We start from the raw sequence: 25864 nt of genomic DNA on the forward strand, positions 1-25864 counted from the left end.
CCTGAAGAGGGCTTGTTTATTTGTATCCATAATTATGTTATGATTTACGGTGCAAAGGAATGTTTATGAGAGGGGTTTTGAAGTGTCTCTAATGAAGACTAAGCGAGGAAAAATGTTTCTTCTCCTCGGGTTAATGGTTCTAATGATCGCTGTTCTGTCGGGATGCTCTCCGTCTGCGACAACAGTGACGCACACTACGGAGGATTTGAAAAATGGAGGCTTCTGGCAGAGTAATGTTGTGTATTATTTCGCCATTGCCCTGGATACTTTCGCGAAATGGTTCAACGGCCAGTATGGCCTAGCCGTTCTTGTAATGGTTATCATTGTTCGCACACTGATTCTTCCGCTTACGATTAAGCAGGTGAAGAGCTCACGTGCCATGCAGGCAATTCAACCGGAACTTGAGAAGATTAAGAAAAAATATAAAGATGAGCCTGAAAAGGTACAGCAGGAAACGATGCGCCTGTTCCAGGAGAATAAGGTCAATCCGATGGCGGGCTGTCTGCCGCTGATTGTGCAAATGCCAATCTTCATCGCCCTATACAACTCGATCTACTACAATCCGGATCTTAGATTACATGACTTCCTGTGGCTGCAGCTCGGCAAACCCGATCACCTGTTCATCCTGCCGGTTCTTGCTGCCGCAACTACCTTCATTCAGACCCGCATGATGACCAAGATGAACCCGGTCCAACAGCAGGGTCCAATGCAGTTCATGATGATGGTATATCCGGTTCTGATCTTCATCATGTCCTACAACTTCCCGGCTGCTCTGCCTCTGTACTGGGTATACAGCAATATTTACACCATTGTTCAGAACTACTTCCTGTACCGCAACAATGATAAGCACAAAGCTGCACTTGCCGCTGCCAGCGCTACGGCTGGTGCAGGCAACAGCAAGACTAAGGATGTCAACTTGACGAAGAGCAAGAACAGCAACTCTAACGCCCGCAAAGATGTAACTCCTACTGCTAAAGGAAACGGAAGCAATGGGAAGAAGGGGGTCAAAAAGTCAAAATGAGCAAAGTCGTCGCGACAGGGAAAACCATTGAAGAAGCTGTAGAACGGGGACTTAATCAGCTTGGAGTTCACAAGGACCGGGTAACGGTCAACGTACTTGAACAGCCGTCAAAAGGATTCCTTGGATTGATCGGTGCGAAGGGTGCCAAGGTGGAATTGACCTTGATCCCGGAAGCCGCACCGGCATCAGCGGCGAGTGCTCCGCTACTGTCTCAGCAGACAACAAGAGAGAGCAATACAGAGGCGATCAGCGGTGTACCGCGCCAGGATTCCGGACACCCGGTAGAAGAAGCATACGGTCAGGCCGTTCATTTCATTGTAGATGTCGCCAAGAGCATGGGGCTTGAGGTGGAAGTTGAAATCGTTCATGCCAAGGAATCAACTGTTCTGCAAATTTCCGGTCCGGAGCTTGGGCTGCTGATTGGCAGAAGAGGACAAACTCTCGATGCTTTGCAGTATTTGGCTAATATTGTTGCCAACCGGTATTCTGACAGCTTCATCCGGCTCGTGCTGGATGCGGAGAACTTCCGGGAGCGCCGCAAGAAGACACTGGAGGAGCTGGCTGACCGTCTGGCCGGGCGTGTGGTGAGGACCCGCAAAGAGGTGGTCCTTGAACCCATGTCCCCGCAGGAACGCAAGATCATCCATTCCAGATTACAGGATCACAAGCAGGTGAACACCCTCAGCAAGGGTGAAGAGCCGAACCGCCGCGTCGTTATAACTTTGAAGTAGAACCATATGCCGCAATGACTCCTTGACCTATGCGAGGAGTCATTGTTTTTTTGATACCATACCCAGAGGTGAATTACAACATGCTTAGCGACACTATTGCCGCTGTATCGACAGCCTTGGGCGAAGGCGGTATTGCCATCATCCGGGTTAGCGGACCGCAGGCAATTCCCCAAGTAGCCCCCTTGTTCAAAAGCCGTATCCCCCTTACGGAAGCTGATTCTCATACCGTGCATTATGGACATATCGTGAGTCCGCAGGACGGGGAACAGCTGGAAGAGGTACTGGTAACCGTCATGAAGGGACCGCGCTCTTTTACCACGGAGGATGTGGTGGAGATTAGCGCCCATGGCGGTGTAATCTCTGTAAGAAGAGTAATGGATGTCCTGCTGCAGCAGGACATCCGGCTAGCAGAGCCGGGAGAGTTCACAAAGCGTGCCTTTTTGGGCGGACGGATTGATCTGTCGCAGGCCGAGGCCGTGATTGATCTGATTCGGTCCAAGTCGGACCGTGCTTTCTCGGTTGCGCTCAAGCAGGTTAGCGGCTCGTTATCCGCACGTATTCATGAGCTTCGGCACACCCTTATTGAGACACTGGCCCATATTGAAGTAAATATTGATTACCCTGAGCATGATGTGGAATCCTTAACTGCCGATTTCATCAAGGATAAGAGTCAAGAGGTTATGCAAGGCATAGATAAGCTGCTTCGAACCGCCAATGAAGGAAAGATTCTGCGCGAAGGGATTACCACAGCTATTGTGGGCAGGCCCAATGTTGGGAAGTCCTCACTGCTGAACGCGCTTGCCCGTGACAACAAGGCGATTGTTACCGATATTCCGGGAACAACGCGTGATGTGATAGAAGAGTATGTAACTATTAATAATATCCCCCTGAAGCTGCTGGATACTGCCGGTATCCGTGAGACAATGGATGTGGTGGAGAAAATCGGGGTGGAGCGCTCGAAGGCGGCTTTCGGCGAAGCGGATCTGATTCTGCTGGTGCTGAATGCTAATGAGGAGCTCCATGAGGATGAACTGGCGCTGATGGAACAAATCCACGGTAGACAAGCGCTGGTCATCATGAATAAAATGGACTTACCGTCCCGTCTGGACACGGGGAAGCTGCGCTCCTTTTTCGATGAAGCGAGTATTGTACCGATGTCCGTGCTGGAAGAGGAAGGACTCGACACACTGGAAGAGGCGATCTCCGCACTGTTCTTCGGGGGCAAGCTGGAATCGGGCGATCTGACCTATGTAAGCAATGTAAGGCATATAGCCTTGCTGAAGAAGGCATACAAATCGCTACAGGATGCTTATGAAGCAGCGGAGATGCTGATTCCTATAGATATGATACAGATTGATGTACGTCTGGCCTGGGAGCAGCTCGGGGAGATTATTGGAGATACGGCGGCTGATTCGCTGCTGGACCAAATCTTCTCGCAATTCTGTCTGGGTAAATAAGAAGGAGGAACCGTTATGAATTATGATGGAGGCAGCTATGATGTTATCGTCATCGGTGCCGGTCATGCCGGCTGCGAAGCAGCCCTGGCTGCTGCACGGATGGGCTGCCGCACACTGATGATCACAATTAACCTGGATATGGTGGCTTTCATGCCATGTAATCCATCGATTGGCGGACCCGCCAAGGGCCATGTGGTGCGTGAAATTGATGCACTGGGCGGGGAAATGGGCCGCAATATTGATAAGACGTTCATTCAGCTGCGAATGCTTAATACGGGCAAGGGACCTGCTGTTCACGCTTTGCGTGCACAAGCAGACAAGTTCCTTTATCAGCACGCGATGAAAGAAACGATGGAGAAGACTCCTAACCTGACTCTGCGCCAGGGGATGGTGGAGGAGCTGATCGCCCAAGACGGACGCTGCGCCGGAGTGGTGACGAAGACAGGGACGGTATATCACAGCAAGACCGTTATTCTGACAACCGGAACCTACCTGCGCGGAAAAGTGATCATGGGTGAGCTGACATATGAGAGCGGACCCAATAATCAGCAGCCGTCCGTACGCCTGTCCGAGAATCTGCGCGAACTGGGGTTCGATTTGGTCCGCTTCAAGACTGGAACGCCGCCGCGTGTCCACAAGGATTCGATTGATTTCTCCAAGACCGAAATCCAGCCGGGGGATGAGAAGCTGAAATTCTTCTCTTTTGAAACCAAATCCTCGGATAATGAGCAGTTGCCTTGCTGGCTGACCTACACCTCCCCGGTTACTCACCAGATCATTAATGACAATCTGCACCGGGCGCCGATGTTTACGGGTATTATTGAAGGAACGGGTCCGCGTTATTGCCCTTCCATTGAAGATAAGGTTGTCCGGTTCAGTGATAAATCACAGCATCAGATCTTCCTGGAGCCGGAAGGTAAAAATACATCGGAATACTATGTACAAGGTCTGTCGACAAGCCTTCCTGAGGATGTACAGCTGGCGGTCCTGCGGTCTATTCCCGGTATGGAGAAGGTAGAGATGATGCGCAACGGCTATGCCATTGAATATGATGCTATGGTTCCGACGCAGCTCTGGCCGTCTCTGGAAACCAAACGTCTGCCGGGACTATTCACTGCAGGACAAATCAACGGCACCTCCGGCTATGAGGAAGCGGCAGGGCAAGGTGTAATTGCCGGAATTAATGCAGCACGTAAAGTACAGGAGAAAGAGCCAGTGGTGCTGGACCGTTCCCAGGGTTATATTGGCGTTCTGATCGATGATCTGGTCACTAAGGGAACGAATGAGCCTTATCGCCTGCTGACTTCCCGTGCGGAATACCGGCTGCTGCTCCGTCATGATAATGCGGATCTCCGGCTCACACCAATAGGCTATGATATTGGGCTGATTACAGAGCAGCGCTATGAAGCCTTCCTTGATAAGAAGGGCCGGGTCGACCGTGAGATTATTCGTCTGCAGGAGACCAAGGTTAAACCGATTCAAGTGAATGAAGCTCTAGCCAGTTATGAATCTGCACCAATTGTTGACGGAAGCAACCTGCTGACCTTAATGCGCCGCCCTGAGATCGCCTACAGCTTCGTGGATATCATCTCTCCTTCTCCAGAGGAGCTGGATGAAGAGATGAAGGAGCAGGTTGAGATCCAGATTAAATATGCCGGCTATATTGAGAAACAGCTCCTGCATGTGGAAAAGCTGCAGAAGATGGAGCAGAAAAAGATCCCTGACAATATTAACTATAATGAGATTCATGGACTGGCGATGGAGGCGCGGCAAAAGCTGACCAAAATCGCTCCAATCTCCATTGGGCAGGCTTCGCGTATCGGAGGCGTTACCCCGGCGGATATCTCAATCCTGCTGGTCTATCTGGAGCACTACAACCGTGTAACAGCGGCGAAAGGATAATCTATGGATACAACGGTAGCCGAGTTCACCTCCCTGCTCAAGGAGCATGGGCTGGAACTCTCAATGAAGCAGCTTGAACAATTTGAACTCTATTATCAGGAACTGGTCTCCTGGAATGAGAAGATGAATCTAACCGGGATCACAGAGCGGAGCCAGGTATATACCAAGCACTTCTATGATTCTTTATCTTTAGCCTTCTACTTAAATATGCAGGAGACGAAGAGTCTTGCTGATATTGGCTCGGGGGCAGGGTTCCCTGGCATTCCGCTGAAAATATGCTTCCCTGATCTCAAGCTGACGATTGTGGATTCACTTAGCAAACGGATCACTTTCCTGCAGCATGTCTGTGATACTCTGGGGTTGAAGGATGTAAAGCTCATTCACGGCCGGGCAGAGGATGTCGCCAGACAGTTTGTTCACCGGGATGCTTATGATGTAGTCACTGCCCGTGCGGTGGCCCGTTTATCGCTTCTGAATGAATTCTGTCTGCCCTTCACCCGCAAGGACGGCATCTTCGCTGCCATGAAGGGGAGTGATCCGACGGAGGAATTGCAAGAAGCCAAGCGCAGCTTCAAGGAACTGCGTGCTGAACTGTATAAGGTAGAATCCTTCAGTCTGCCAGTGGAAGAATCTTCCCGTCATATCATTCTTGCACGTAAGACTGGGGCCACCCCCTCCAAGTATCCTCGCAAGCCGGGCGTACCTGCGAAATCGCCGCTCATCTAATTGTTTCACGTGAAACAACATTTGACAGTCTTCAGTTATACTAGATCAAGCTCATGAGAATGTGAGCTTGGTCTTTTTTTATAGATAAGAATTTATATGTTTTGGGGCCCCCGCAAAGTACCTGAGCTATCTTCGAAGCTAAAGCCCTACTTTGTGGGGTTATTTTGATGGAAAGCTGGGTCAGTTCAGGCTGGTTTGCAGGAAAAATAGGTCACTATGGAGAATAGGATTATTAGGGGAAAAGTGATAGAATAATATAGTAAGACTTTTAATAGATAAGATCAGAATGAATGCTAGGCCGTCTTTAAGAGAAGTGGCTAAGAATTACTTACGGATACTTTTCTTACGCTGTACGATAAGCTTTTCGCATGAAAGGTTAAGAAGATCGTACTATAACGAAATTAGGTGGTTATGAACGGAATGAAAGAACAATTCACCAAGCTTTTTGGATTTACTGAGCGGAGCAGCGGAGAAGAAGTCAAACAAATCCCGGTTCATGAGGTCATCAGCAGTCCTTATCAGCCACGGACTATTTTCGATGATGAGAAGATAGAAGAGTTGTGCCAGACTATCAAAACTCATGGAGTGATTCAGCCCATCGTTGTGCGTATGCGTGATTCCCAGTATGAGATTATTGCAGGTGAAAGACGCTGGCGGGCGGTTAAAAAGCTCGGCTTGGATACTATTCCGGCGCTTGTCCGCGAATTCAATGATTCACAGGCTGCGTCCATCGCACTGATAGAGAACTTGCAGCGTGAGGGCTTAACTTCTATTGAAGAGGCGATTGCGTATCAAAAGCTGATTGACTTGCATCAATTGACCCAGGAGAGTCTGGCTCAGCGGCTTGGCAAAAGCCAATCTACCATTGCCAACAAAATCCGCTTGCTGAATTTGCCTGAACAGGTCAAGACGGCATTAATGGAAAGAAAAATCACCGAGCGCCATGCACGCTCACTCTTGTCGCTGGACACGGAGGAGATGCAGCTTAAAGTTCTTGCAGAGATTATTTCCAAGGAATTAAATGTAAAACAAACGGAAGCGCGTATTGCCTTCTATAAGGCTGTTAGCCAGACTAAAAAATCAAAACGGACCTCCTACACCAAAGATGTCCGTCTCGCTCTTAATACAATTCGGCAATCTATAGACATGGTGACCGGTTCAGGAATGGAGATTAAGACCTCCGAGAATGACCGCGGAGATCATTATGAGATTGTGATCCAAATTCCAAAACGATAAATGGAAACAAAAGCTGAAGGCGGCCCTGAGGTGTTGGCCGCCTTTTCTATGACTAGCTCCGAACGTTATCACATATACACTCTAAGGATAAGTTGTTGTCTATTTGCAAATATAAGAATTTATATGTCGCTATAAATTATCCTTCTATTTCTCGCTGAAACGGTACCGTCCTTTAAAAGGACGGCAATGCCGTTTCCACTTGTTTGTCTACATCTCCGCAAAAGTGATGCCGTAGATCCAGATTATTATGCCGTTAACAGCTAAGAACTACAAGATGATTCTTTCTAAACAATTCGAGGTGAAATAAGTGTCCAAGATTATTGCCATAGCAAATCAAAAAGGCGGGGTAGGTAAAACAACAACCTCTGTGAACCTGGGTGCCAGCATGGCTACTCTGGGGAAGAAAGTGCTGCTTGTTGATATTGATCCGCAAGGCAACACTACGAGCGGCGTTGGCGTCAACAAAGCGGATGTAGAGAATTGCATTTACGATATTCTTATTAATGAAGTGGATCCGCAGGAAACGATCCAGGAGACCCGCATTGAGGGCCTTCATATTATTCCGGCAACCATTCAGCTTGCAGGAGCAGAGATCGAGCTGGTCTCTACGATATCGCGGGAACTGAAGCTGAAGAAGGCACTGAATGCAGTAAAGGCGAATTATGATTATATTATTATAGATTGCCCTCCATCATTAGGGATTCTTACCATTAACTCTCTAACGGCTGCAGACTCTGTGATCATCCCTATACAATGCGAATATTATGCGCTTGAAGGATTAAGCCAGCTGCTCAATACTGTAAGACTGGTTCAGAAGAATCTTAATCCGCATCTCAAAATAGAGGGAGTATTGCTCACGATGCTGGATGCCCGGACCAACCTGGGAATTCAGGTGATTGAAGAAGTAAAAAAATATTTCCAAGAAAAGGTATACAGAACGATTATCCCGCGTAATGTACGTTTAAGCGAAGCCCCTTCACATGGGCAGTCAATTATTACCTATGACTCCCGTTCCAAGGGAGCGGAAGTATATTTAGAGTTGGCAAAGGAAGTGATTTCTTATGAGTAAGCGCTTAGGGAAAGGCTTGGATGCATTAATACCTTCTCTTTCGATCAATGAAGACGATAAGGTGTTAGAGATTCCATTAACGCAACTCAGAGCCAATCCTTATCAGCCGCGCAAGGATTTCAATGAAGAGGCCATCCAGGAGCTTGCAGAATCCATACGGCAGCACGGAGTGATCCAGCCGATCATTGTTCGCAGTGTGTTGAAAGGGTATGAGATTATTGCCGGGGAACGCAGATTCCGGGCCTCGCAATACTGTGGTAAAGCTACGATTCCGGCAGTGGTCCGCAGCCTTAGTGATCAGCAGGTAATGGAGATTGCCCTGATTGAGAACCTGCAGCGTGAGAATCTTAACGCGATGGAAATAGCGGTTGCTTATCAAGGACTGATGGATCAATTCTCCCTGACCCAGGAAGAGCTTTCGCTTAAAGTCGGAAAGTCCAGATCACATATTGCCAACTTTTTGCGTCTGCTTAGTTTACCGGAAGAAGTGAAGGATTATGTTTCACGTGGAACAATTTCGATGGGACATGCCCGGGCAATTGTGGCTCTGAAAGATCCGGAGGTAATCAAGCAATTGGCTGCACAGTGTGTGGAGCTTCAGTGGAGTGTTCGAGAACTGGAAGAGGTAGTGAAGAATCTTGACCGCAAACCGGCTAACGGAATTAAAGCCAAGGTTGTGAAACGTGATCCTTATATTGATAATGTAGAGGAAGTATTACGGGAGCGTTTTAAGACAACAGTCAAAATCAAACAAGGCAAGGAAAAAGGGAAAATCGAATTAAACTATTACAGTGCCCAAGACCTGGAAAGATTGCTGGAGTTGCTGGGAAACTGATTTGGATATTTGTACCGAAGACATATCCTGAGATATCCTTAATACGGATATGGAAGGGTATGTTTTTTAAATCGAAAAGAGGGAGGGTGGAAGATGGAGAGGTTGGTATATCTCGATCACGCAGCTACTTCGTGGCCCAAGCCGCCGGAGGTGTCTTCAGCTATGGTGGAGGCATTGGAGCAGTCAGGGGCCAATGCCGGGCGGGGTAACCACTCACTGGCTATCGGGACGGGGCGGGTATTGGTTCGTGCACGGATGCTGCTGGCAGAGTTGTTTGGTGTAGCGAATGCCCAGGATATCGCATTCACTCATAACACAACTATGGGGCTAAATATGGCTATTAAGGGTACACTTCAACCAGGGGATCATGTCTTGTCAACGATGACGGAGCATAATTCTGTGCGCAGACCCTTGGAGTATTTGCGCCGGAGCATAGGGATTGAAGTGGATTATATACAGGCGGACCGCGAGGGCCAAATCAATCTTCAGGAGCTTCAGCGGTCTCTGCGTCCTAACACCCGGATGGTGATCTGCAATCACAGCTCCAATCTGCTGGGAAGTATTCTGCCGATTGGGGATATCGGCGACATAGTGAAATCGAATGGGGCTGTATTCCTGGTTGATGCTGCTCAAAGCGCTGGGGCGCTTAATATTGATGTGGCATCCATGAATATTGATCTGCTGGCATTTCCGGGACATAAAGGGCTGCTCGGTCCGCAAGGAACCGGGGGGCTGTATATCTCTCCCGGGCTGGATCTGGAGCCGCTGATGCATGGAGGCACTGGCAGTCAGTCGGAGAATAGCGAGCAGCCAAATGTTCGTCCGGACCGTTATGAGGCAGGGACACAGAATGCCGTCGGAATAGCCGGTCTGCTGGCTGGCGTGAAGACGGTTAAGGCGCTGGGAGTGGAACAGATTCATATGCAGGAATGGAAGCTGACACAGCTCTTGATGGAGGGCTTGGCTGCTATTCCGGGTATGCGGATTCTGGGCCCGGCACCGGGCGCGCCGCGAAGCGGAATTGTGGCTTTTGTCATAGAGGGCCAGGAGTCGGCGCATATTGCCCACCGGCTGGACCGCGAATACCAGATTGCTGTACGCGCAGGCATGCACTGTACACCGCTGGCTCATCAAGCAGCGGATACTCTGGATAGCGGAGCGGTAAGGGCGAGTGTGGGAGTAAGCTCCACGGAAGCCGATGTTCAGCGGCTGTTGCTGGCCATGGAGGAAATGTACGGCGTATCGCGTTAAAACTAATAAGTGGATGAGGATTCAGGTGGATTATACAGGTCGGTGTCGTTGCAGCGTAGGAATTCTTATTTTTGTATAAAGGATGATTCAACATGTCGGAGTTAAATGAAATCATAAACGAGTATTTATCGGCGTTCATCATGGGCTTTGCGGGGGTAATCATATTGATGGCCGTTCTGATGATCGTCCAGGGGTCCAAGCTTCGCAGAATACGCAGCCGGTATGAAGCCATGATGAGCGGGAATGGCATAGAAGATCTGGAGAATCTGCTGGTCAACCTGAAGAATCAGGGGGATATGCTGGAGGAGGCCCAGCAGGAGCAGAAGGCGCTGCTTGAGGCGGCACATACCAAAATGCGCGGCATGAAGTCGAAGGTGGCCATGAAGCGCTATAATGCTTTTGGAGAACGCGGTAATGACCTGAGCTTCTCGCTTGCCATTCTGGATGACAACCACAGCGGGATTGTGCTGAGCAGTCTGCACAACCGCGAGAACTCATATATCTATGCTAAACCAATTGAACATGGAGAATCAACGTATGCTCTGTCACCGGAGGAGAAGGAAGTTATTGCTCTCGCGTTGCAGCAGATCTAGCATGCAGGTTCCATTGCTTCAAGGCAGAGTAGAGGCTGGATGAAATAATATCCGACAAGCGCATCACCAGGCTTAATCTGGTGTTCTGCAATACAAAGTATTCCATGAATCCTCCCACATTAACGATGCCGGTCAAATGGATATCGCCAACAGGGGGAAGCTGCTTGTTGACACCTGCGCCGGGACGCAGCGGACCTTCAACCACCTGGATGCAGCCGACGCTGGTGGACTGGCCGAGGCAGGCGTCGATGGCGATGATGAACGGGTTGGCATGCTTTTGGTACACAAGGCCCACTGTCTCTTCCAGGTTAATGGCATGTACCGGTTCCTCCAGCGTTCCGTAGAGATGGAACAGTGGGCTGTGAAAGCGGGCCAGTGTCGTGCCGACCAGGGGGCCAAGGGAATCGCCGGTCGAGCGGTCCGTGCCCACGCAGATAATGACAATGGGCGTATCCGGACGTGTGCGCGAAAAATGGAACAGCAGACGGTGGGTAATGGCAGAATAGATATTGGGGTCGGCATGTGATATTTTTAAACAAGATGGTTCTTGCAGTGGTGGAGCTTTGGAAGAAGAATTCATATAATCGTCCTTTCTGAGGCGGCGACTGCAAATCACGGGAAAATCAGCGAATAAGCGGTCAGGCTGCTGATTATGCAAGGCTTACGTCCGCGGTAGCGTGTTCTGATGATCCTAGTATATGGATGGAAGTGGTTTTTTATACTATGGCGGCAATAGATAGGACCAATAGCCCAGGGGAGGCGTGGAGTGTGGAGGAGGAACTGCTGATAGCGTTTGATTCGACCCAGCAGGCGTTGCGCGCCGAGATGCTGCTTGAATATGCGGAGATTGAAATCGATATCTTCCCTACGCCCAAGGAGATCACCGCCGGCTGTGCGATGTCGATTCAATTCTCCCGGAGTGCACTGGAAGAGGTAAGGGTCATTGTAGCAGAGCAAAGTATAGAGATCCGCGGGATCTATGCCAAAGCAGCTCAGGGAGACGGGTATATAGAGGTAGGGGAAGAAGGAGGGGTTCGATGAATAATTGGCTGCTCGAGACAACAGGCGGAGAAGCCCTCAAGGATGCTGTGCGCTTCAAGGATAAGGTATGGGACTGGCTAAGCAATGCGGATATGTGGGCCACTGTGCTATTTTCCGGGATACGGATTCTGCTGATTTTCATTCTGACCCGGGTGATTATCAAAGTGGTATCCAATGTGATTGACCGGTCTCTTGAGCGGGAGACAAGGGGGAGGGCGTTAGTCAATAACCGGCGCTTCTCTACCGTCGGCGGACTGATGAAGAATGTGGTTACCTTCTTCTGTAACTTCACCATGATTCTGCTGGTTCTGTCGGAGTTCAACTTCGATTTGAAGCCGCTGCTCGCAGGAGCAGGGGTAGTCGGGCTGGCTATAGGGTTCGGCGCACAGAGTTTGGTCAAAGATGTGATTACGGGCTTCTTTATTATTTTTGAGGATCAATTCGCAGTTGGGGATGTCATCCAGAGCGGAACCTATAAGGGAACGGTAGAGATGATTGGCCTGAGAACGACCAGACTGTTAAGTACTACGGGCGAGGTCCACATCATTCCTAACGGCACGATTGTGAATGTGACGAATTATTCGCTGGCGAATGCACTGGCTGTAGTTGATGTTCCGGTCAAAATCGAACGCGGGCTCGAAGCCACTCTGGCACTGATCGGTGAGGCGCTTCAGGGCATTGAGGAACGCAGTTCCAGTGTCATTGCCTATCCTAATGTTCTGGGAATCCAGTCGATGAGCACCTCTGAGTATGTCATCCGCATAGCGGCGAATTGCCTGCCTAATGCCAGAGATGCTGCTGAGCGGCAGATTCAGAATGATATCAAGCACGCTCTGGAGAAGCAGAGTGCCCTGGAGGCTGCTAAGGCCGAGCAGGAGGCTCGTGAGCAGGCGGAGAGAGAGGCAAGAGAGGCAGAGGCGGCCCATGAGCGGGAACACGCAGAGACAGCCCGCAGAGCCCGTGAGGAACAGGAGACCAGCCCAAGAAGGCAGGTGGCAGCTGCGCAAGAGCCAGAGGAGGGGGAAGAGTAATGGAACGCAAGGTATTCGGGCTGGGTGATATTGTGCAGATGAAGAAGCAGCACCCGTGCGGAACGAACGAGATGGAGATCATCCGTATGGGAATGGATATCCGGATTAAGTGCACCGGTTGTCAGCATAGCGTCCTCATTCCCCGCGCCAAATTCGAGAAGAATCTGAAGAAGGTCCTGCATTCAGCGGATAGTGGAACGGAGAATAATTAAGCTGGTTCAGGAAGCGAAGCATAAATGAATAATACTTGCAATTATGAGCTTGGCATGATATGATAATTCTTGCTGCGGAGAGGTACCCAAGAGGCCCAAGGGGGCTGACTCGAAATCAGTTAGGCGTGTCACAGCGTGCGTGGGTTCGAATCCCACCCTCTCCGCCACTTCAGCAATTATATCCTTAAATGATGAGAGACCTCCGTTCTGAGACGGGGGCTTTTTTGTGTCTGCATACTTCAGCGTGCAGTTCAGGTGGAGAAAACGCAAAAAGAGAGACCTTCGCAGGTCTCTCTTCCAGAGGCAGTACATCAATGACGTTCGGAAATCTCTGTCTATAGCTACTACTGTGATTGGGTAATACTAAAGCTGTTACTCCTTTTTACAGAGCCAGCTTCACTCTCCCCGGGTACGATAGCTGCTGAATTCAGAATCCCTGTGATCGTGTTCGTCTGCGACGTTCAACGGAACCACACCTCTCTTTTGTACTGCCTGGGTCTAGTATGCGCAGCCTTCAAGGTTTTATACCTGGCTGCTGAAATTAATGGACACGGGCCTTCTCGACTTTTTTCCACTTGCGGTTCTGGTTGCTGGTCTCCGGGAAGGTGTCGCCTTTTTCCATTGTGATCCGTTTCGGATTCTGAATTTCCGTGTGGAAGCTCCGCGCTTCGCCTACCTCGGTGTAAACGCCCGGGTTGGGGGCTTTGTCGCCCTTTTCATACTCAGTCTGTTCGCCCATTGGTGGATAACCTCCTGTTATAGAATGATGAAGCTGTTATATTGTGGCCCTGAAGGTGGGGGATTACTCGGGCGTTTTTACGGAATCCGGCTACAGTTTTTTCTTGGGGACCAGCATCTGGTACGTATTAATAAAACTTGCAATCCTCTGCTGGGTTTGGTATATTGATTTGGTGCGAGTCTATGTTTGTGCTCGTTCCTTGCTCCTGACCAGATCAGGGGCCGCAGACCATAAGGAGGTGAAAATTATGCGCAAATATGAAGTCATGTACATTATTCGTCCTGACATTGAACAAGAAGCCGTTCAAGCAGCAGTCGAAAAATTCCAAGGCATCATCTCCAACGGCGGAGAAATTACAAAGCACGACGTGCAAGGTAAACGCCGTCTTGCGTATGAGATCAAGAAACATCGTGATGGCGTTTTTGTTTTGGTTAACTTCAGTGCAGAACCTGCAGTAGTTACTGAACTTGAGCGTATCATGAAGATTTCTGACGAAGTAATTCGTTATCTCATTACGAACGACGTTGCCTAAGATATTGACAAGCTTTGTAACGAATCGCGCTATTAAGGAGGGGACCTAATTGTTGAACCGTATCATTCTGATCGGTCGGTTGACCCGTGACCCGGAACTTCGTTATACTCCTGCTGGTGTTGCCGTAACACAGTTTACGCTTGCCGTAGACCGTAACTTTACGGGCCAGAACGGTGAACGCGAAGCGGACTTTATCCCGGTAGTAACCTGGAGACAGCTGGCTGAGACCTGTGCCAATTACTTGCGCAAAGGAAGACTGGCAGCCGTGGAAGGACGCATCCAAGTACGGAATTACGAGAATAACGAAGGCAAACGTGTATACGTTACTGAAGTTATTGCCGATAATGTCCGTTTCCTGGAATCCGCGCAGAGCCGTGAAGGCGGAAATGCATCAAGTGGTGGAAGTATGCCTGAAGAGCCAGCCTTTGGTGGCGGCGGTAACGGCGGGAACAGTGCTCGCGGAAATGGAAGTAACAATAATTTCTCGCGTAACAACAATACCCAAGATCCTTTTTCGGGCGATGGAAAACCGATCGATATATCGGACGATGATTTGCCATTTTAATAAGGAAGGACTGAACTGAACATGGCTTTCAAACCAAGAGAAGGTGCGGACAACGACAAAAGACCGGCACGTCGTGGTGGACGCAACAAGCGTAAAAAAGTGTGCTATTTCACTGTGAACAAGATTACTCACATTGATTATAAAGACACTGAGCTTCTTAAGAAGTTCATCAGCGAACGCGGAAAGATTTTGCCGCGTCGTGTAACTGGTACAAGTGCAAAATACCAACGCGCTCTGACTATTGCTGTAAAGCGCTCGCGTCAAATCGCGCTGCTGCCTTACACAACAGAATAGGACGTTTTATGAAGCAGCCGGCTAAGCCGGCTGCTTTTTTTCTTTTAAATAGAATTTATATGTTCACACTTTAAATTATCTACATTGCAAAAAAAGGGAGGAATGAACAATGATCAGCGCAAGTCCGTACGGTAAAGGCCGTCAGACAGCGCAGGTAAGTATCCTTCTAACGCTGGACCACGAAGATGAACTGCGAACGATCTACGATAAATTGGCTGCGGATGGCGGCCAGGTCATGGTAGAGCTGCAAAAAACCTTCTTCGGTGCGCTTCATGGACAAGTGTCTGACGGTAAAAACGGGATTACTTGGGTGATGAACTGCTTCACCCAATTGACAAACGGATTCCAGATGTAGTAAATTACAGGTATCCTATAACTAAAGGGGAAATTTTGATGTTGGTGAGCGTTCTTAACTAAGCAATTTCATATCGTTCCGGCTGTTAGCCGCCGCATGTTCTGATTTTATCAAGGGCATGTCTTGTTAGAGTCTGTCCTGGCGACACCTCTGACTGAGTAGACCGCGGGCTGCTGGAATGAATGATTTAGTTAAGAACACACGCGAAGCGTCATGATGGCCTCTTGATCCGGCTATTGTTCTCTTTGTGATTAACCGTGCTCTTGCAGCACGGTTTTTTCTGTTTTCAGGGGTCTTCCCGTAAGGAGCAGTACCCTGAAGCCAAAGAGAAGCATCAGCAGCAAAAAGAGGGCGAAGACTGCCGTGGTGGCGGTTCTTTGCCCTCTTTTTGCGTTATACGCAGTTAATTGGGATAAGAAATATACTTGTATACAAGGAGGAACTTAAAGTGAATCTGCAGAGTCTGCACACATTGGAATATGAGACGATTAAGCAGGAATTGTTGAGTCATGCGGTATCTTATGAAGGAAGAAGGGTTGTCAGAGAGCTTCAGCCGATGATCTATCTGCCGGCGATACACCGGGCGCTTGAGGAGGCACAGGAGGCGAAGGAACTGCTGGAGCGCGGAGCCAGTGTGCCGATTCCCTCGCTGGAGGGCATTGAATGGGTGCTGTCACTGCTGGGGACCGGCTATATGTACAATGAGCAGGATTTCACCGCAGTCTCGCTGTTTCTGAACAGCTGCGGGCAGCTCAGGAAGTACATGGCCGCCAAGGAGCAGATAGCGCCGCGTATCGCTGCATACGGAGCATCGCTTCAGCAGCTTAACGGGGTCCGGGACGAGATTGAAAGGTGTATCCGGTTGGGCGTTATCGATGATCAGGCCAGCAAAGGGCTGGAACGGGTCCGCAAACGGCTGGCGGTCGCCAAGGAGCGTCTGCAACGGAAGCTGGAGAGCATCATGAACCGCCACAAGTCCATTTTGCAGGAGAGTCTGATCAGTATGCGCAGCGGGCGCTATGTCATTCCGGTGAAACGGGAGTATCAGAAGCAAATTAAGGGCTCGGTGCTGGACCAATCCACCAGCGGGCAGACAGTATTCGTGGAGCCGGATGAGGTGGCCTCATTACAGGGAGAGATTGAGCTGTTGACTGCTGACGAGGCCCGTGAGGAAGGAATAATCCTGAGTATGCTGACAGGGCTGTTAGAGCAGGAGCAGGCCGCTATCCGTCTGAATATTGAGGTAACGGGTATGTATGACTTTATTTTCGCCAAAGGGAAGGTTGCCCGGGTAATGGATGCGGGGCCAGTCGCGCTGAACGAACGTGGCTATGTGAGAATGAATGGAGGCCGTCACCCGCTGCTGAAGAATATGGTGCCGGTTAGTCTGGAGCTGGGCCAGGGATATAAATCGCTGATCGTAACCGGGCCGAATACTGGCGGCAAGACGGTTGTGCTCAAAACACTGGGTCTGCTCGTACTAATGGCACAGTCCGGCCTGCTGGTACCGGTTGATCCCGGCAGTGACTTCGCTGTCTTCACCAATGTAATAAGCGTTATCGGAGACGGACAGAGCCTGACACAGTCCCTGAGCACCTTCTCGGCGCAGATGAAGAGTATTGAAGGAATGCTCTATGATGCCGGCAGAGGTGTGCTGCTGCTGATTGATGAGCTGGCTGCCGGCACAGACCCCGGTGAAGGGTTCGCGCTGTCGATCGCGATTCTCGAGGAGCTGAACCGGAAGGGAGCTAATATCGTGGTAACGACCCACTTCAATGAGCTGAAGGCCTTCGCGGCGGCAACGGCGGGCTTCGAGAATGCTCGGATGGAGTTCGATAAGAACACGCTGCAGCCGCTGTATAAGCTAACGATTGGCGAAGCTGGCGAGAGCTACGCGCTGCAGATCGCCGAGAAGCTGGGTATTCTACATTCCGTCATTGAGCGGGCCAAACAGCTTGTGACAGAGCAGCAGGGGCACAGAGGCGGCCAAAGCCCGTGGAAGGACGCTGTCAGAGCTGCACAGCGGGCTAAAGCAGCCGAAGCTGACATAATGGCAAGAGCGGATAGAACGGCTGACGCAGATCAGGGAGATGGTGCATCACAGGAGGCGCATATTCCGGTACCTGAATTTGCGATAGGCGACGCTGTCTATGTCAGCTCTCTGGGACGTACGGGGATTGTCTATGAGAAGAAGGACAGCCGGGGAAGGGTCGGAGTGATGATTCAGAAGCAGAAGCTGAGCATTAACCATAAGCGGCTGAAGCCTTATCTGTCCAAGGAGGAGCTGTATCCCGAGGATTATGATTTTGATATTATTTTTGAGAGCAAGGAGACCCGGAAGAAGCGTAAGCTGATGCGGAAAAAGCATGTGGAGGGCCTTAGCATCATCCATCCGGGAGAGGAAAATTAAGGCGCTGCTATAGCTGAAGTCTGCCCGTCAGGGCAGGCTTTTTTCAACATCGGAACGATTCTTGGCTAGCCCGAAATAAATTAAATACTTCACTTTACAGTGAATATTGTATATCCTCTATAATGTGGAATAATTATTTGTCCATAATCTGCATAATAGGCATTACAGTAAAATCTAGTGTAGAAACCGCTTACATTACTGTGTGATCCAACCCGGGAGGGAAGAAATATATGTCAAACCGACTCATCGGCAGACTGATGCTACCGCTTGCGCTCTTGGTGGCATTGTCGGCATGCAATGGGCCAGGCCCGGCCGTCGAGAATGTTGTGGCGCGCCTAAGCCAAACAGCCGATGAACCCATTAGAGGCGGGACTGTAACCTTCGGCTACCCGTCCGCTTTTCAAGGTATCCTTGAACCGGCATTCTTTGAAGGAGAAGATGATTCCAATGTGCTGGAGTTCACCACTGAGGCTATGTTCACCGTGAAAGATGATTTGTCCACCGCCCCTAATATTGCCAGCTGGCAGGAGTCCGAGGATCATACGGTGTTCACATTCACCATTAAGCCCGGGGTCCGCTGGCATAACGGGGATGAGCTGACGGTTGAGGATTGGAAATTTGCCCTGGAGACTATCGCCAGCCCGGAGTATACGGGTTCCAGATACTATAGCGTTGAGATGATCAAGGGAGCAGAAGCTTACCACCAGGGCCAGGCGAAGGAAATCACAGGGCTTAAGGTGATGGACCCGTATACGCTGCGCATTACAATGAATTCAGCACGGGTGAACGTGATTGATAATCTGTGGGCCTACCCGATGAACAAGCGGTACTTCGAGGGAGTGGCAGTTAAGGACATGATGGACAGCGATCAGGTGCGCAAGCAGCCAATTGGCACGGGTCCGTTCATGGTAACCAGTATTGTGCCGGGCCAGACGGTGGAAATGAAACGGTTCGATAATTATTACAAGGGCGGCGCGCTTCTGGATGGGATTACTTATAAGGTGATCGACAGCAAGGATATTACCGCTCTGCTTGAAGCAGGAACTGTCGATATGGCGGCATTGCCGCGTGATGCCTATGAGGCTGCTGAACAATTAGATAATGTAGAAATTAGGGTCACACCGGGAATGACGTTTGAATATATCGGGTTCAAGTTTGGACACTGGGATGAGGCAGACGGTCAGGTGGTGATGGATAATCCCAAGTTTCAGGATAAAAGCCTGCGTAAGGCAATGTATTATGCACTTGACCGGCAAGGGATTCTAGATAAATATTCCTATGGCCTGGGGACGCTTATCGAGACGCCTATTCCAAGTTCCAGCTGGGCCAAGATCCCGGATGAGGAGATAGACACCTACCCCTATTCTCCTGAAAAGGCCGGGCAGCTGCTGGATGAGGCCGGGTATTTGGATATGGACGGGGATGGACTCCGCGAAGATCCGGGCGGCAAGAAGCTCGTCGTTCACTATGATGCGATGAGCGGCAGCAAAACGGCTGAGGCACGGACGGCAGCCATTCTCCAGAATTGGCGTGATGTCGGGCTGGATGTGCGGCTCAGCGGAGGAAGCCTGAAGGAGCTGAATACCTTTTATGAAGCGGTGGAGTCGGATGATCCGGCAGTGGAGCTGTTCAACGGCGTGTGGGGACTGGCCAGCGACCCTGATCCTTCGGGCTTATGGCGGGCTACGGATTCGTGGAATTATCCCCGGTGGACGTCGAAGCGCAGTGAGGACCTGATCCGGGAAGGAGTCAGCCTGAAGGCGTACGATAAGGATTTCCGCAAGGAGATTTATTATGAATGGCAGAAGCTGATCAATGATGAGGTTCCGATGATCTTTTTCGCTGAACGCTCGGACATTACTGCGGTGAATAAGCGCCTGCAAGGGGTAACAATGAACGCTTTAAGCAATATCATTGATCCGCAGAGCTGGTGGATTAAGGATACTGAATAAACTGTGGAGGACGGTCTGGATTGCTACGTTAAGTGGCTGAACAGACTGTCTTTTTTTATTTTTTTCCCCTGAAAAAGAATCAAAACGCCGTTTGCTGCGTCATATACTTTATGGAATATAAACGGCCTAAGTGTCAAAGTTGTCGTTATTTGTTGTTTCTTTTTAGTGGTGAAGTGATTACAATAGAAATATTGTTTATGTGTCAAAGCCGTTTTCCAGGTTTATTCTACAATTAGAACGACCCGAATCCCGGAAAGGGGGGAATAATACCATCTGAAGCAGGGCGGCGTACAGCAGCAAGAACAGCCCACCCATGACTGCCCTGGAAGCCCAGGCGGCCATTGTAAATAGATTACGTTCATAATATGTACATTCCACCATAAAGAAGGAATCAAAAATGATGAATAAGCTTAAAAAAATAAAGAAAAGATACATTGCGCTCATTCTGGTACTGGTGATTGTTGCAGGAGGGTTTCTCTTCCAGAAGCCGCTTGCCGTGCTGGCCTTTGACCTCTTTTTGTCCGATCAGGTAGAGAAGACGCTGACGGATAAATCCTTTGTGCCTCTGGAGAATAACACCACCAAGACACCGAATTCCGTTAAGGCTGAACCTGTGGCACTCAAAAGCGATCCGTTCTCTCTGATGCTGCTGGGTACAGATCAGCGGAAGAATGAAACCGCACGCTCAGATACCATGATGTATGCGGTGATCCGGCCGGAGGATTATAAGATTCTGCTAATCTCCGTTCCCCGGGATACCTACACGGAAATTATCGGATACAAGGATAATAAGAAAGATAAAATTACACATGCTTATGCGTTCGGCGGGCAGCAAATGTCCAAGGACACACTTGAAGCGCTCCTCGGCCATGATATTCAATATTATGCCACCATTAACTTTCAGGGGCTGAAGGATGCTGTTGATGCCATTGGCGGTGTGCCGCTTCCGATCAAGAAGGATATTGTCAACAAAGGCAAAGACCATGAGAAATTCACCATTAAAGCCAACAAGTCGAACTACAGCGGCGAAGAGGCGCTTAACTATACCCGCTACCGTGAGGATAGCGACTTCAACCGTACCAAACGTCAACAGGTCTTTATTGATGTCGTAGCGAATAAAATGTTATCGATCAGCCAGATCGGCAATATCCCTGAGCTGCTGGATATCATGGGCGACAATTTCAAAACGGATATTCAGCCCTCAATGATCATCAGTCTGGCTAAGAAGTTTATGGGCGGCAAGGATATGGATATCTCCAGCTTCACGGTGATGGGGGAAGGCAAACGGATGGACGGGATCTATTACGATATAGTGAACGAAGAGGATCTCACTAAAGCCAAGGCCCTGATCGACAACTGGATGAATCCCAGCACACCGGTTGACCAGCTGATTGAACCAGGCAAGGCCGGCAATGCGCTTGAGCCTTCGGCCACACCCGCAGTACAGTAAGGATCAGACCGGATATTGTTGACCCGTCATAAAAACAGCAGCCATTCCCGCAAGGTTAATGGCTGCTGTTTACTGTCTTCATGCTATAATGGAATGGAACTAATTGCTGAGGGCAGACGTATAACTACGGTGGGCTTTAATGCAAGGAAGGTAAAGTAGCATTCCTTCGGAATTCTTTGAGGAGGATCAAGAGATGAATATTGCGTTTTTTTTACTTCCGAAGCAGGAGGTCGCATGTGTTACTATGGATTCGACGCTGCGGCAGACGCTGGAACGGATGGAGTTTCACCGCTATACAGCAGTGCCGATCCTGAACCGCAACGGGGAATATGCCGGAACGGTTACAGAAGGGGATTTACTCTGGTATATGAAGGAGTCGGGCGGCGCGGTCACTTTTGAGAATGCTTCCAAATTTCTGCTTAAGGATGTCCCGCTGCGGATGAACAATCTGGCGGTCTCGATTGATGCGGATATGGAAGATCTGATTAATTTGGCCAAGGTCCAAAACTTTGTACCGGTGGTCGACGATATGAAGCGGTTCATCGGCATTGTACGCCGGAGCCAGATTATTGAATACTGCGAGAAATTTGTCTCACGGCAATCGCTCGAATCGTTATAAGGAACCAAGGCCTGTATCTCCGGCGAAGCGGAATGCGGGCCTTTTTTGAAAGATGGAAGGCGATATTCAGGGGCGGCAGGCGTCCGTGTGGCTCGGATATTTTTATGCTATAATGGAGAATAATGCTTTTTGCCGGAGGTAGAGAGACAGTGCCCAATGTGCCGAAGGATCTGGATGTGGCCAAACGTGCCAAGGTAATTGAGTGGTTAAAGACGGAAGTAATTGATCAAGTCTCAAGGTTATTCAAGGCGCTGTGGGAAGGCAGTACCACGCGTGTCGGCGACAGTCTGGCCAGCCTGATTATGAGCTCGTACATCTTGGGGCGCAGACTCGGTATCCCTTACCGCGAGCTGGATGATTTACTGCTGGAGAAGCTGCGAAAGCACAGGCAGGAGGGCCATCAGCTCGAAGAATGGTACCAGGATATATCTGCATTAGAAGAACATATGCGTAAGAGGTGAATACTGTTGAAATTTCGCTGGACATCTGTGGCTTGGAGTGTAGCTTATCTGTTGCTGCTGTTATCCCTATCAACCCCGCTTTTGCTTATTACAACATTCTTTATGATTATTCCGGCCATAGTGCTCTTTACGACCCTTAGCACCAAGCAGTTCATTCTGCATCTGTTACCGGTTCTGCTGATTGTGGGCCTGATTACCCCGATGTATATCCTGATTGCGGCCTATTTCCTGATCCCGGCACTTGTGATGGGACGATGGTACAAGAAGCGTGCTTCAGCGATTTCTACTCTGATTGCCGGTATGGTCGCTATACTAGCTGAATTCCTGCTGATCCTGCTCATCAGTACGACGTTCCTTAAGTTCAACTTGTACGACTATGTCTATGATGTTCTGAAGACCTATGCGGACTGGCTGGCAAGTATGGGGGCAAGCAATCCGCTGCTGTCCGAGATATCCATCTCCTCTGATCAGATTGGCCAGATGAGCTGGCTGACGATCCAGGCGATTCCGATGACGCTGATCCTCAGTGCGTTCGTGATTGCAGTCATTACCCATTCCATTGTCCGCCCTATTCTGAACAGTATGGAATATGCGGTGCCTAAGCTGAAGCCGGCGCGGGAATGGAGACTGGCCAGATCGTTTATCTGGTATTATCTGCTTGGCGTGGTCATCAGCCTGCTGTTCGGCGGTGCCGACAGCGGCTTCATGCTAATGGTCTCGGCCAATCTGCTGCCGTTGCTGCAGATTGCGTTCAAGATCCAGACCGTCGGCTTCCTCTTCTTCCTGGTGCATGAACGGAAGTGGAGCAAGATCATCGCTCTTCTGCTGGCAATCCCTGTTATTGCTCTGCCGGGATTCTGGATTATTGGTGTGGTGGACCTGGCGTTTCCGCTGCGGGAGCTTGTGAAGAAATCGAAACGATAGGGTGAGGGCTCATGCCAAAATTTCTGCAAAGACGCTGGCACGGCTATCATACCGTGTGGGCGTTCTTACTGCTGCTGGTCCTGATTATAGTAGTCAGTATCTATAACTGGGTCCTCGGTGTTGCCAGTCTCTTCCTGGCCGGCACATTGTGTTTCACCATGCTGCAGGCCGAGCTGTCGTTCCGCCGCAACCTTGTAGATTATATCAACGGCCTGTCCTTCCGCATCAAGCGGGTGGAGGGGGAGGCTGTAAGCATGCTTCCGCTCGGGATTATCCTGTACAGTGAGGGCCGGGCGGTGGAATGGCATAACCGGAATGCCGGCCAGATCTTCTCCCGCAAGTCGCTTGTTGGTGAAGATATGCAGGAGCTGATGCCAGAGGTTATGGCTTCTCTGCAGAACCTGCCTTCCAAGCGGGAAACGGTTAAGGACGGGGCACTGAAGGAGCACCGCCATGAGCTTACGGTTGATGACCGTTATTATGAGGTCGTGGTGATTCCAAGCGAGCGGCTGCTGTATTTATTCGATATTACCGAGCTTGTTGTGCTGCGTGAGCGGTATGAGGAAGAGAAGCTGGCGATTGGAATTGTCATGATGGATAATCTGGATGAAGCCGCCCAGGGGATGGATGATCAGCAGCGTACTTCACTGATTGCCAAGGTAGCCAGTGAGATTACCGAGTGGAGCAAGCAATTCGAGGTATATCTGCGCCGGTTGTCTTCCGAGCGGTACCTGATGCTGCTGAATCACCGCAGCCTTCAGGCCCTGGAGGAGAGCAGGTTCGTGGTGTTGGATGAGGTCCGCGAGATGACGGCAGACCTCAAGGTGCCGATGACGCTGAGCATAGGCCTTGCCTACGGCTCGGAATCGGCCAGTGAGCTGGGAGCGCTTGCCCAGTCCAGTCTGGACATGGCGCTTGGCAGGGGCGGGGACCAGGCCGCTGTGAAGGCGGGCCAGCGGCTCTCTTTCTACGGCGGCAAGACCAATGCCGCCGAGAAACGCACCCGCGTCCGGGCGCGGGTGATCGCCCACGCCCTGCGGGATCTTATGCAGGAGAGCGACCGGGTGCTGATTATGGGGCACCGGATACCGGATATTGATGCTGTGGGAGCGGCGATTGGCCTGCTTAAGGCGGCACAGATGTACAATGTGGAAGCCAGCATTGTGATGGAGACGCCGAACCCTTCGATTACCCGGATGATGGAGGAGATCCGCAAGGATGAGGCGCTCTACAAGACCTTCATCACGCCAGAACAGGCCCTCCAGATGATGACGGAGCATACGCTGCTCATTGTTGTGGATACACACAAGGCTTCCATGACTATGGAGCCGAGGCTGGTGCAATACGCCAGCCGGATTGTGGTAGTGGACCATCACCGCCGGGGTGAGGAGTTCATCAATGACGCTGTGCTCGTGTATCTGGAGCCGTATGCGTCATCGACTTGTGAGCTGGTGACGGAGCTGCTGCAGTACATTCATGACAAGATTAAGCTCAGCCCGCTGGAGGCCACGATGCTGCTGGCCGGGATTACGGTCGACACGAAGCATTTCGCACTGCATACAGGGTCGCGGACCTTCGAGGCTGCCGGCTTCCTGCGCCGGGTCGGGGCGGATACGATTCTCATTCAGCGTATGCTTAAGGAGGATCTGCAGGAGTACATCTCGAAGGCGGAGATCATCAAGCATGCGCGCATGGTGTATGACCAGATCGCGCTGGTGGTCACACAGCCCGGGATGAAGATCCCGCAGCTGCTGATCGCCCAGACAGCGGATACGCTGCTGGGAATGACGAATGTGGTTGCCTCCTTCGTCATCAGCGAGCGTCCTGACGGCCTGATCGGCATCAGCGCCCGTTCTCTGGGACGGATGAATGTGCAGGTAGTCATGGAGAAGCTGGGCGGCGGCGGACATCTGTCCAACGCGGCTGTACAGCTTGAAGGAACAACAAAAGAAGCGGAAGCCAGACTGCTCGCAGTGCTGGCCGAAATTGAAGCGAAAGAGGGGTTATTTGAATGAAGGTCATATTCTTGAAGGATGTTAAGGGTCAAGGCAAGAAGGGACAGGTTAAAGAGGTGTCGGAGGGCTATGCAGCCAATTTCCTGCTGCCGCGCGGGCTGGTTCGTCCGGCTACAGACGGCAATGTGAAGACACTGGAGAACCAGGCAGCAGCCGAACAGCGCCGCAAGGACCAGGAGAAGGAGGAAGCGGTACGGCTGGGCAAGAAGCTGGATGAGCTGACCCTGACCTTGAAGGCCAAAGCAGGTGAAGGCGGCCGTCTCTTCGGCGCTATCACCAGCAAGCAGATCGGCGAGGCACTGGCAGCTACCCAGGGGATCGTAATCGACAAGCGCAAAATTGAGCTGAGCGATTCGATCCGCCATGTAGGCACGTTCCAGGTAACGGTAAAGCTGCATACTGAAGTAAAGGCTAACCTCACGGTTCAGGTAACGGAGGAGTAG

27 protein-coding genes and 1 tRNA gene are annotated in these 25864 nt (G+C 50.5%); 26 read left to right on the top strand and 2 right to left on the bottom strand.

Features of this window, described 5'->3' with window-relative positions; translation table 11 throughout:
• Window positions 1–82 precede the first annotated feature (82 nt).
• The 10 genes from MKX42_RS01010 (at window position 83) to MKX42_RS01055 (ending at window position 10821) form a co-directional block, all read left to right on the top strand.
• The gene (locus MKX42_RS01010; protein ID WP_340750510.1) at window positions 83–1021 is read left to right on the top strand and encodes a YidC/Oxa1 family membrane protein insertase; all 939 of its coding nucleotides are present in this window, start codon (window positions 83–85) and stop codon (window positions 1019–1021) included.
• On the top strand, window positions 1018–1752 hold the full coding sequence (gene jag, locus MKX42_RS01015) for an RNA-binding cell elongation regulator Jag/EloR (protein ID WP_036699874.1): 735 nt from the start codon (window positions 1018–1020) through the stop codon (window positions 1750–1752). Before MKX42_RS01010 ends, jag begins: the two co-directional genes overlap by 4 nt.
• 80 nt (window positions 1753–1832) lie before the next feature.
• Window positions 1833–3209, top strand: coding sequence for a tRNA uridine-5-carboxymethylaminomethyl(34) synthesis GTPase MnmE (gene mnmE / locus MKX42_RS01020; protein ID WP_340757589.1), 1377 nt, complete (start codon window positions 1833–1835; stop codon window positions 3207–3209).
• Between the two features lie 15 nt (window positions 3210–3224).
• Window positions 3225–5111 carry a tRNA uridine-5-carboxymethylaminomethyl(34) synthesis enzyme MnmG gene (gene mnmG, locus MKX42_RS01025; RefSeq protein WP_340750512.1) on the top strand — a complete coding sequence of 629 codons (1887 nt, stop codon included), beginning with the start codon at window positions 3225–3227 and terminating at the stop codon, window positions 5109–5111.
• Window positions 5112–5114: 3 nt separating this feature from the next.
• On the top strand, window positions 5115–5837 hold the full coding sequence (rsmG, locus tag MKX42_RS01030) for a 16S rRNA (guanine(527)-N(7))-methyltransferase RsmG (RefSeq protein WP_340750514.1): 723 nt from the start codon (window positions 5115–5117) through the stop codon (window positions 5835–5837).
• A 420-nt stretch (window positions 5838–6257) separates the two neighbouring features.
• Window positions 6258–7073 carry a nucleoid occlusion protein gene (gene noc, locus MKX42_RS01035; RefSeq protein WP_340750516.1) on the top strand — a complete coding sequence of 272 codons (816 nt, stop codon included), beginning with the start codon at window positions 6258–6260 and terminating at the stop codon, window positions 7071–7073.
• 307 nt (window positions 7074–7380) lie between these two features.
• Window positions 7381–8142 (top strand): ParA family protein, encoded by a 762-nt coding sequence (locus MKX42_RS01040; RefSeq protein ID WP_340750518.1) that lies wholly within the window; start codon window positions 7381–7383, stop codon window positions 8140–8142.
• A complete protein-coding gene (locus MKX42_RS01045; protein WP_036699863.1) occupies window positions 8135–8977 on the top strand; it encodes a ParB/RepB/Spo0J family partition protein in 843 nt (280 codons plus the stop codon). Before MKX42_RS01040 ends, MKX42_RS01045 begins: the two co-directional genes overlap by 8 nt.
• Window positions 8978–9070: 93 nt before the next feature.
• Complete coding sequence (locus tag MKX42_RS01050; protein ID WP_340750520.1) at window positions 9071–10228, top strand: aminotransferase class V-fold PLP-dependent enzyme; 1158 nt, start codon at window positions 9071–9073, stop codon at window positions 10226–10228.
• Between the two features lie 92 nt (window positions 10229–10320).
• Window positions 10321–10821, top strand: a complete 501-nt coding sequence (locus tag MKX42_RS01055) for a DUF4446 family protein (RefSeq protein WP_340750522.1) — start codon at window positions 10321–10323, stop codon at window positions 10819–10821.
• Here the strand turns inward: MKX42_RS01055 and yyaC are convergent.
• The gene (gene yyaC, locus MKX42_RS01060) at window positions 10793–11401 is read right to left on the bottom strand and encodes a spore protease YyaC (protein WP_340750524.1); all 609 of its coding nucleotides are present in this window, start codon (window positions 11399–11401) and stop codon (window positions 10793–10795) included. The genes MKX42_RS01055 and yyaC overlap by 29 nt on opposite strands.
• A 188-nt stretch (window positions 11402–11589) precedes the next feature.
• Here yyaC and MKX42_RS01065 point away from each other — a divergent pair, with 188 nt between their 5' ends.
• From MKX42_RS01065 to MKX42_RS01080, 4 genes are all read left to right on the top strand, one after another.
• Window positions 11590–11862: a DUF3343 domain-containing protein gene (locus MKX42_RS01065; protein ID WP_340750526.1), complete on the top strand. Its 273-nt coding sequence runs from the start codon at window positions 11590–11592 to the stop codon at window positions 11860–11862.
• Window positions 11859–12893, top strand: coding sequence for a mechanosensitive ion channel family protein (locus tag MKX42_RS01070; protein WP_340750528.1), 1035 nt, complete (start codon window positions 11859–11861; stop codon window positions 12891–12893). Before MKX42_RS01065 ends, MKX42_RS01070 begins: the two co-directional genes overlap by 4 nt.
• Complete coding sequence (locus MKX42_RS01075) at window positions 12893–13105, top strand: DUF951 domain-containing protein (RefSeq protein ID WP_340750530.1); 213 nt, start codon at window positions 12893–12895, stop codon at window positions 13103–13105. The genes MKX42_RS01070 and MKX42_RS01075 overlap by 1 nt, the downstream gene beginning before the upstream one ends.
• A 76-nt stretch (window positions 13106–13181) precedes the next feature.
• Window positions 13182–13272, top strand: a tRNA-Ser gene (locus tag MKX42_RS01080).
• Between the two features lie 374 nt (window positions 13273–13646).
• Here MKX42_RS01080 and MKX42_RS01085 read toward each other — a convergent pair.
• On the bottom strand, window positions 13647–13844 hold the full coding sequence (locus MKX42_RS01085; protein WP_036728044.1) for a YjzC family protein: 198 nt from the start codon (window positions 13842–13844) through the stop codon (window positions 13647–13649).
• A gap of 247 nt (window positions 13845–14091) precedes the next feature.
• Here MKX42_RS01085 and rpsF point away from each other — a divergent pair, with 247 nt between their 5' ends.
• From rpsF to rplI, 12 genes are all read left to right on the top strand, one after another.
• On the top strand, window positions 14092–14376 hold the full coding sequence (gene rpsF, locus MKX42_RS01090; RefSeq protein WP_036699842.1) for a 30S ribosomal protein S6: 285 nt from the start codon (window positions 14092–14094) through the stop codon (window positions 14374–14376).
• 49 nt (window positions 14377–14425) lie between these two features.
• On the top strand, window positions 14426–14941 hold the full coding sequence (ssb, locus tag MKX42_RS01095; RefSeq protein WP_036699840.1) for a single-stranded DNA-binding protein: 516 nt from the start codon (window positions 14426–14428) through the stop codon (window positions 14939–14941).
• A 21-nt stretch (window positions 14942–14962) separates the two neighbouring features.
• Window positions 14963–15235 carry a 30S ribosomal protein S18 gene (gene rpsR / locus MKX42_RS01100; RefSeq protein WP_036699837.1) on the top strand — a complete coding sequence of 91 codons (273 nt, stop codon included), beginning with the start codon at window positions 14963–14965 and terminating at the stop codon, window positions 15233–15235.
• A gap of 109 nt (window positions 15236–15344) precedes the next feature.
• The gene (locus tag MKX42_RS01105; RefSeq protein WP_340750532.1) at window positions 15345–15590 is read left to right on the top strand and encodes a VOC family protein; all 246 of its coding nucleotides are present in this window, start codon (window positions 15345–15347) and stop codon (window positions 15588–15590) included.
• A 448-nt stretch (window positions 15591–16038) separates the two neighbouring features.
• The gene (locus tag MKX42_RS01110; protein ID WP_340750534.1) at window positions 16039–18000 is read left to right on the top strand and encodes an endonuclease MutS2; all 1962 of its coding nucleotides are present in this window, start codon (window positions 16039–16041) and stop codon (window positions 17998–18000) included.
• Between the two features lie 230 nt (window positions 18001–18230).
• A complete protein-coding gene (gene opp4A / locus MKX42_RS01115) occupies window positions 18231–19952 on the top strand; it encodes an oligopeptide ABC transporter substrate-binding protein (protein ID WP_340750536.1) in 1722 nt (573 codons plus the stop codon).
• 397 nt (window positions 19953–20349) lie between these two features.
• Complete coding sequence (locus tag MKX42_RS01120) at window positions 20350–21402, top strand: LCP family protein (RefSeq protein ID WP_340750538.1); 1053 nt, start codon at window positions 20350–20352, stop codon at window positions 21400–21402.
• Window positions 21403–21595: 193 nt separating this feature from the next.
• Entirely contained in the window at window positions 21596–22021 is a 426-nt protein-coding gene (locus MKX42_RS01125; RefSeq protein ID WP_036728036.1) for a CBS domain-containing protein, read from the top strand.
• Between the two features lie 158 nt (window positions 22022–22179).
• Window positions 22180–22482, top strand: coding sequence for a MazG-like family protein (locus MKX42_RS01130; protein WP_179090524.1), 303 nt, complete (start codon window positions 22180–22182; stop codon window positions 22480–22482).
• A 6-nt stretch (window positions 22483–22488) separates the two neighbouring features.
• Complete coding sequence (locus MKX42_RS01135; RefSeq protein WP_340750540.1) at window positions 22489–23406, top strand: DUF2232 domain-containing protein; 918 nt, start codon at window positions 22489–22491, stop codon at window positions 23404–23406.
• A gap of 11 nt (window positions 23407–23417) precedes the next feature.
• On the top strand, window positions 23418–25421 hold the full coding sequence (locus MKX42_RS01140; RefSeq protein ID WP_340750542.1) for a DHH family phosphoesterase: 2004 nt from the start codon (window positions 23418–23420) through the stop codon (window positions 25419–25421).
• Complete coding sequence (gene rplI, locus MKX42_RS01145; protein WP_340750544.1) at window positions 25418–25864, top strand: 50S ribosomal protein L9; 447 nt, start codon at window positions 25418–25420, stop codon at window positions 25862–25864. The genes MKX42_RS01140 and rplI overlap by 4 nt, the downstream gene beginning before the upstream one ends.

The sequence above is a fragment of the Paenibacillus sp. FSL R7-0204 genome (genome assembly GCF_038002225.1).
In the GTDB taxonomy this organism is placed as follows: Bacteria; Bacillota; Bacilli; order Paenibacillales; family Paenibacillaceae; genus Paenibacillus_AQ.

Excerpts from the sequence above, each read along its gene's own strand:
- MKX42_RS01075 (WP_340750530.1), top strand. The coding sequence starts at position 12,893 with ATGGAACGCAAGGTATTCGGGCTGGGTGATATTGTGCAGATGAAGAAG.
- opp4A (WP_340750536.1), top strand. The coding sequence starts at position 18,231 with ATGTCAAACCGACTCATCGGCAGACTGATGCTACCGCTTGCGCTCTTG.
- rsmG (WP_340750514.1), top strand. The coding sequence starts at position 5,115 with ATGGATACAACGGTAGCCGAGTTCACCTCCCTGCTCAAGGAGCATGGG.
- rpsF (WP_036699842.1), top strand. The coding sequence starts at position 14,092 with ATGCGCAAATATGAAGTCATGTACATTATTCGTCCTGACATTGAACAA.
- MKX42_RS01085 (WP_036728044.1), bottom strand. The coding sequence starts at position 13,844 with ATGGGCGAACAGACTGAGTATGAAAAGGGCGACAAAGCCCCCAACCCG.
- yyaC (WP_340750524.1), bottom strand. The coding sequence starts at position 11,401 with ATGAATTCTTCTTCCAAAGCTCCACCACTGCAAGAACCATCTTGTTTA.
- MKX42_RS01105 (WP_340750532.1), top strand. The coding sequence starts at position 15,345 with ATGATCAGCGCAAGTCCGTACGGTAAAGGCCGTCAGACAGCGCAGGTA.
- MKX42_RS01050 (WP_340750520.1), top strand. The coding sequence starts at position 9,071 with ATGGAGAGGTTGGTATATCTCGATCACGCAGCTACTTCGTGGCCCAAG.
- MKX42_RS01055 (WP_340750522.1), top strand. The coding sequence starts at position 10,321 with ATGTCGGAGTTAAATGAAATCATAAACGAGTATTTATCGGCGTTCATC.
- MKX42_RS01045 (WP_036699863.1), top strand. The coding sequence starts at position 8,135 with ATGAGTAAGCGCTTAGGGAAAGGCTTGGATGCATTAATACCTTCTCTT.
- MKX42_RS01125 (WP_036728036.1), top strand. The coding sequence starts at position 21,596 with ATGAATATTGCGTTTTTTTTACTTCCGAAGCAGGAGGTCGCATGTGTT.
- rplI (WP_340750544.1), top strand. The coding sequence starts at position 25,418 with ATGAAGGTCATATTCTTGAAGGATGTTAAGGGTCAAGGCAAGAAGGGA.
- MKX42_RS01070 (WP_340750528.1), top strand. The coding sequence starts at position 11,859 with ATGAATAATTGGCTGCTCGAGACAACAGGCGGAGAAGCCCTCAAGGAT.
- mnmG (WP_340750512.1), top strand. The coding sequence starts at position 3,225 with ATGAATTATGATGGAGGCAGCTATGATGTTATCGTCATCGGTGCCGGT.
- MKX42_RS01140 (WP_340750542.1), top strand. The coding sequence starts at position 23,418 with ATGCCAAAATTTCTGCAAAGACGCTGGCACGGCTATCATACCGTGTGG.
- noc (WP_340750516.1), top strand. The coding sequence starts at position 6,258 with ATGAAAGAACAATTCACCAAGCTTTTTGGATTTACTGAGCGGAGCAGC.
- MKX42_RS01120 (WP_340750538.1), top strand. The coding sequence starts at position 20,350 with ATGATGAATAAGCTTAAAAAAATAAAGAAAAGATACATTGCGCTCATT.
- rpsR (WP_036699837.1), top strand. The coding sequence starts at position 14,963 with ATGGCTTTCAAACCAAGAGAAGGTGCGGACAACGACAAAAGACCGGCA.
- mnmE (WP_340757589.1), top strand. The coding sequence starts at position 1,833 with ATGCTTAGCGACACTATTGCCGCTGTATCGACAGCCTTGGGCGAAGGC.
- jag (WP_036699874.1), top strand. The coding sequence starts at position 1,018 with ATGAGCAAAGTCGTCGCGACAGGGAAAACCATTGAAGAAGCTGTAGAA.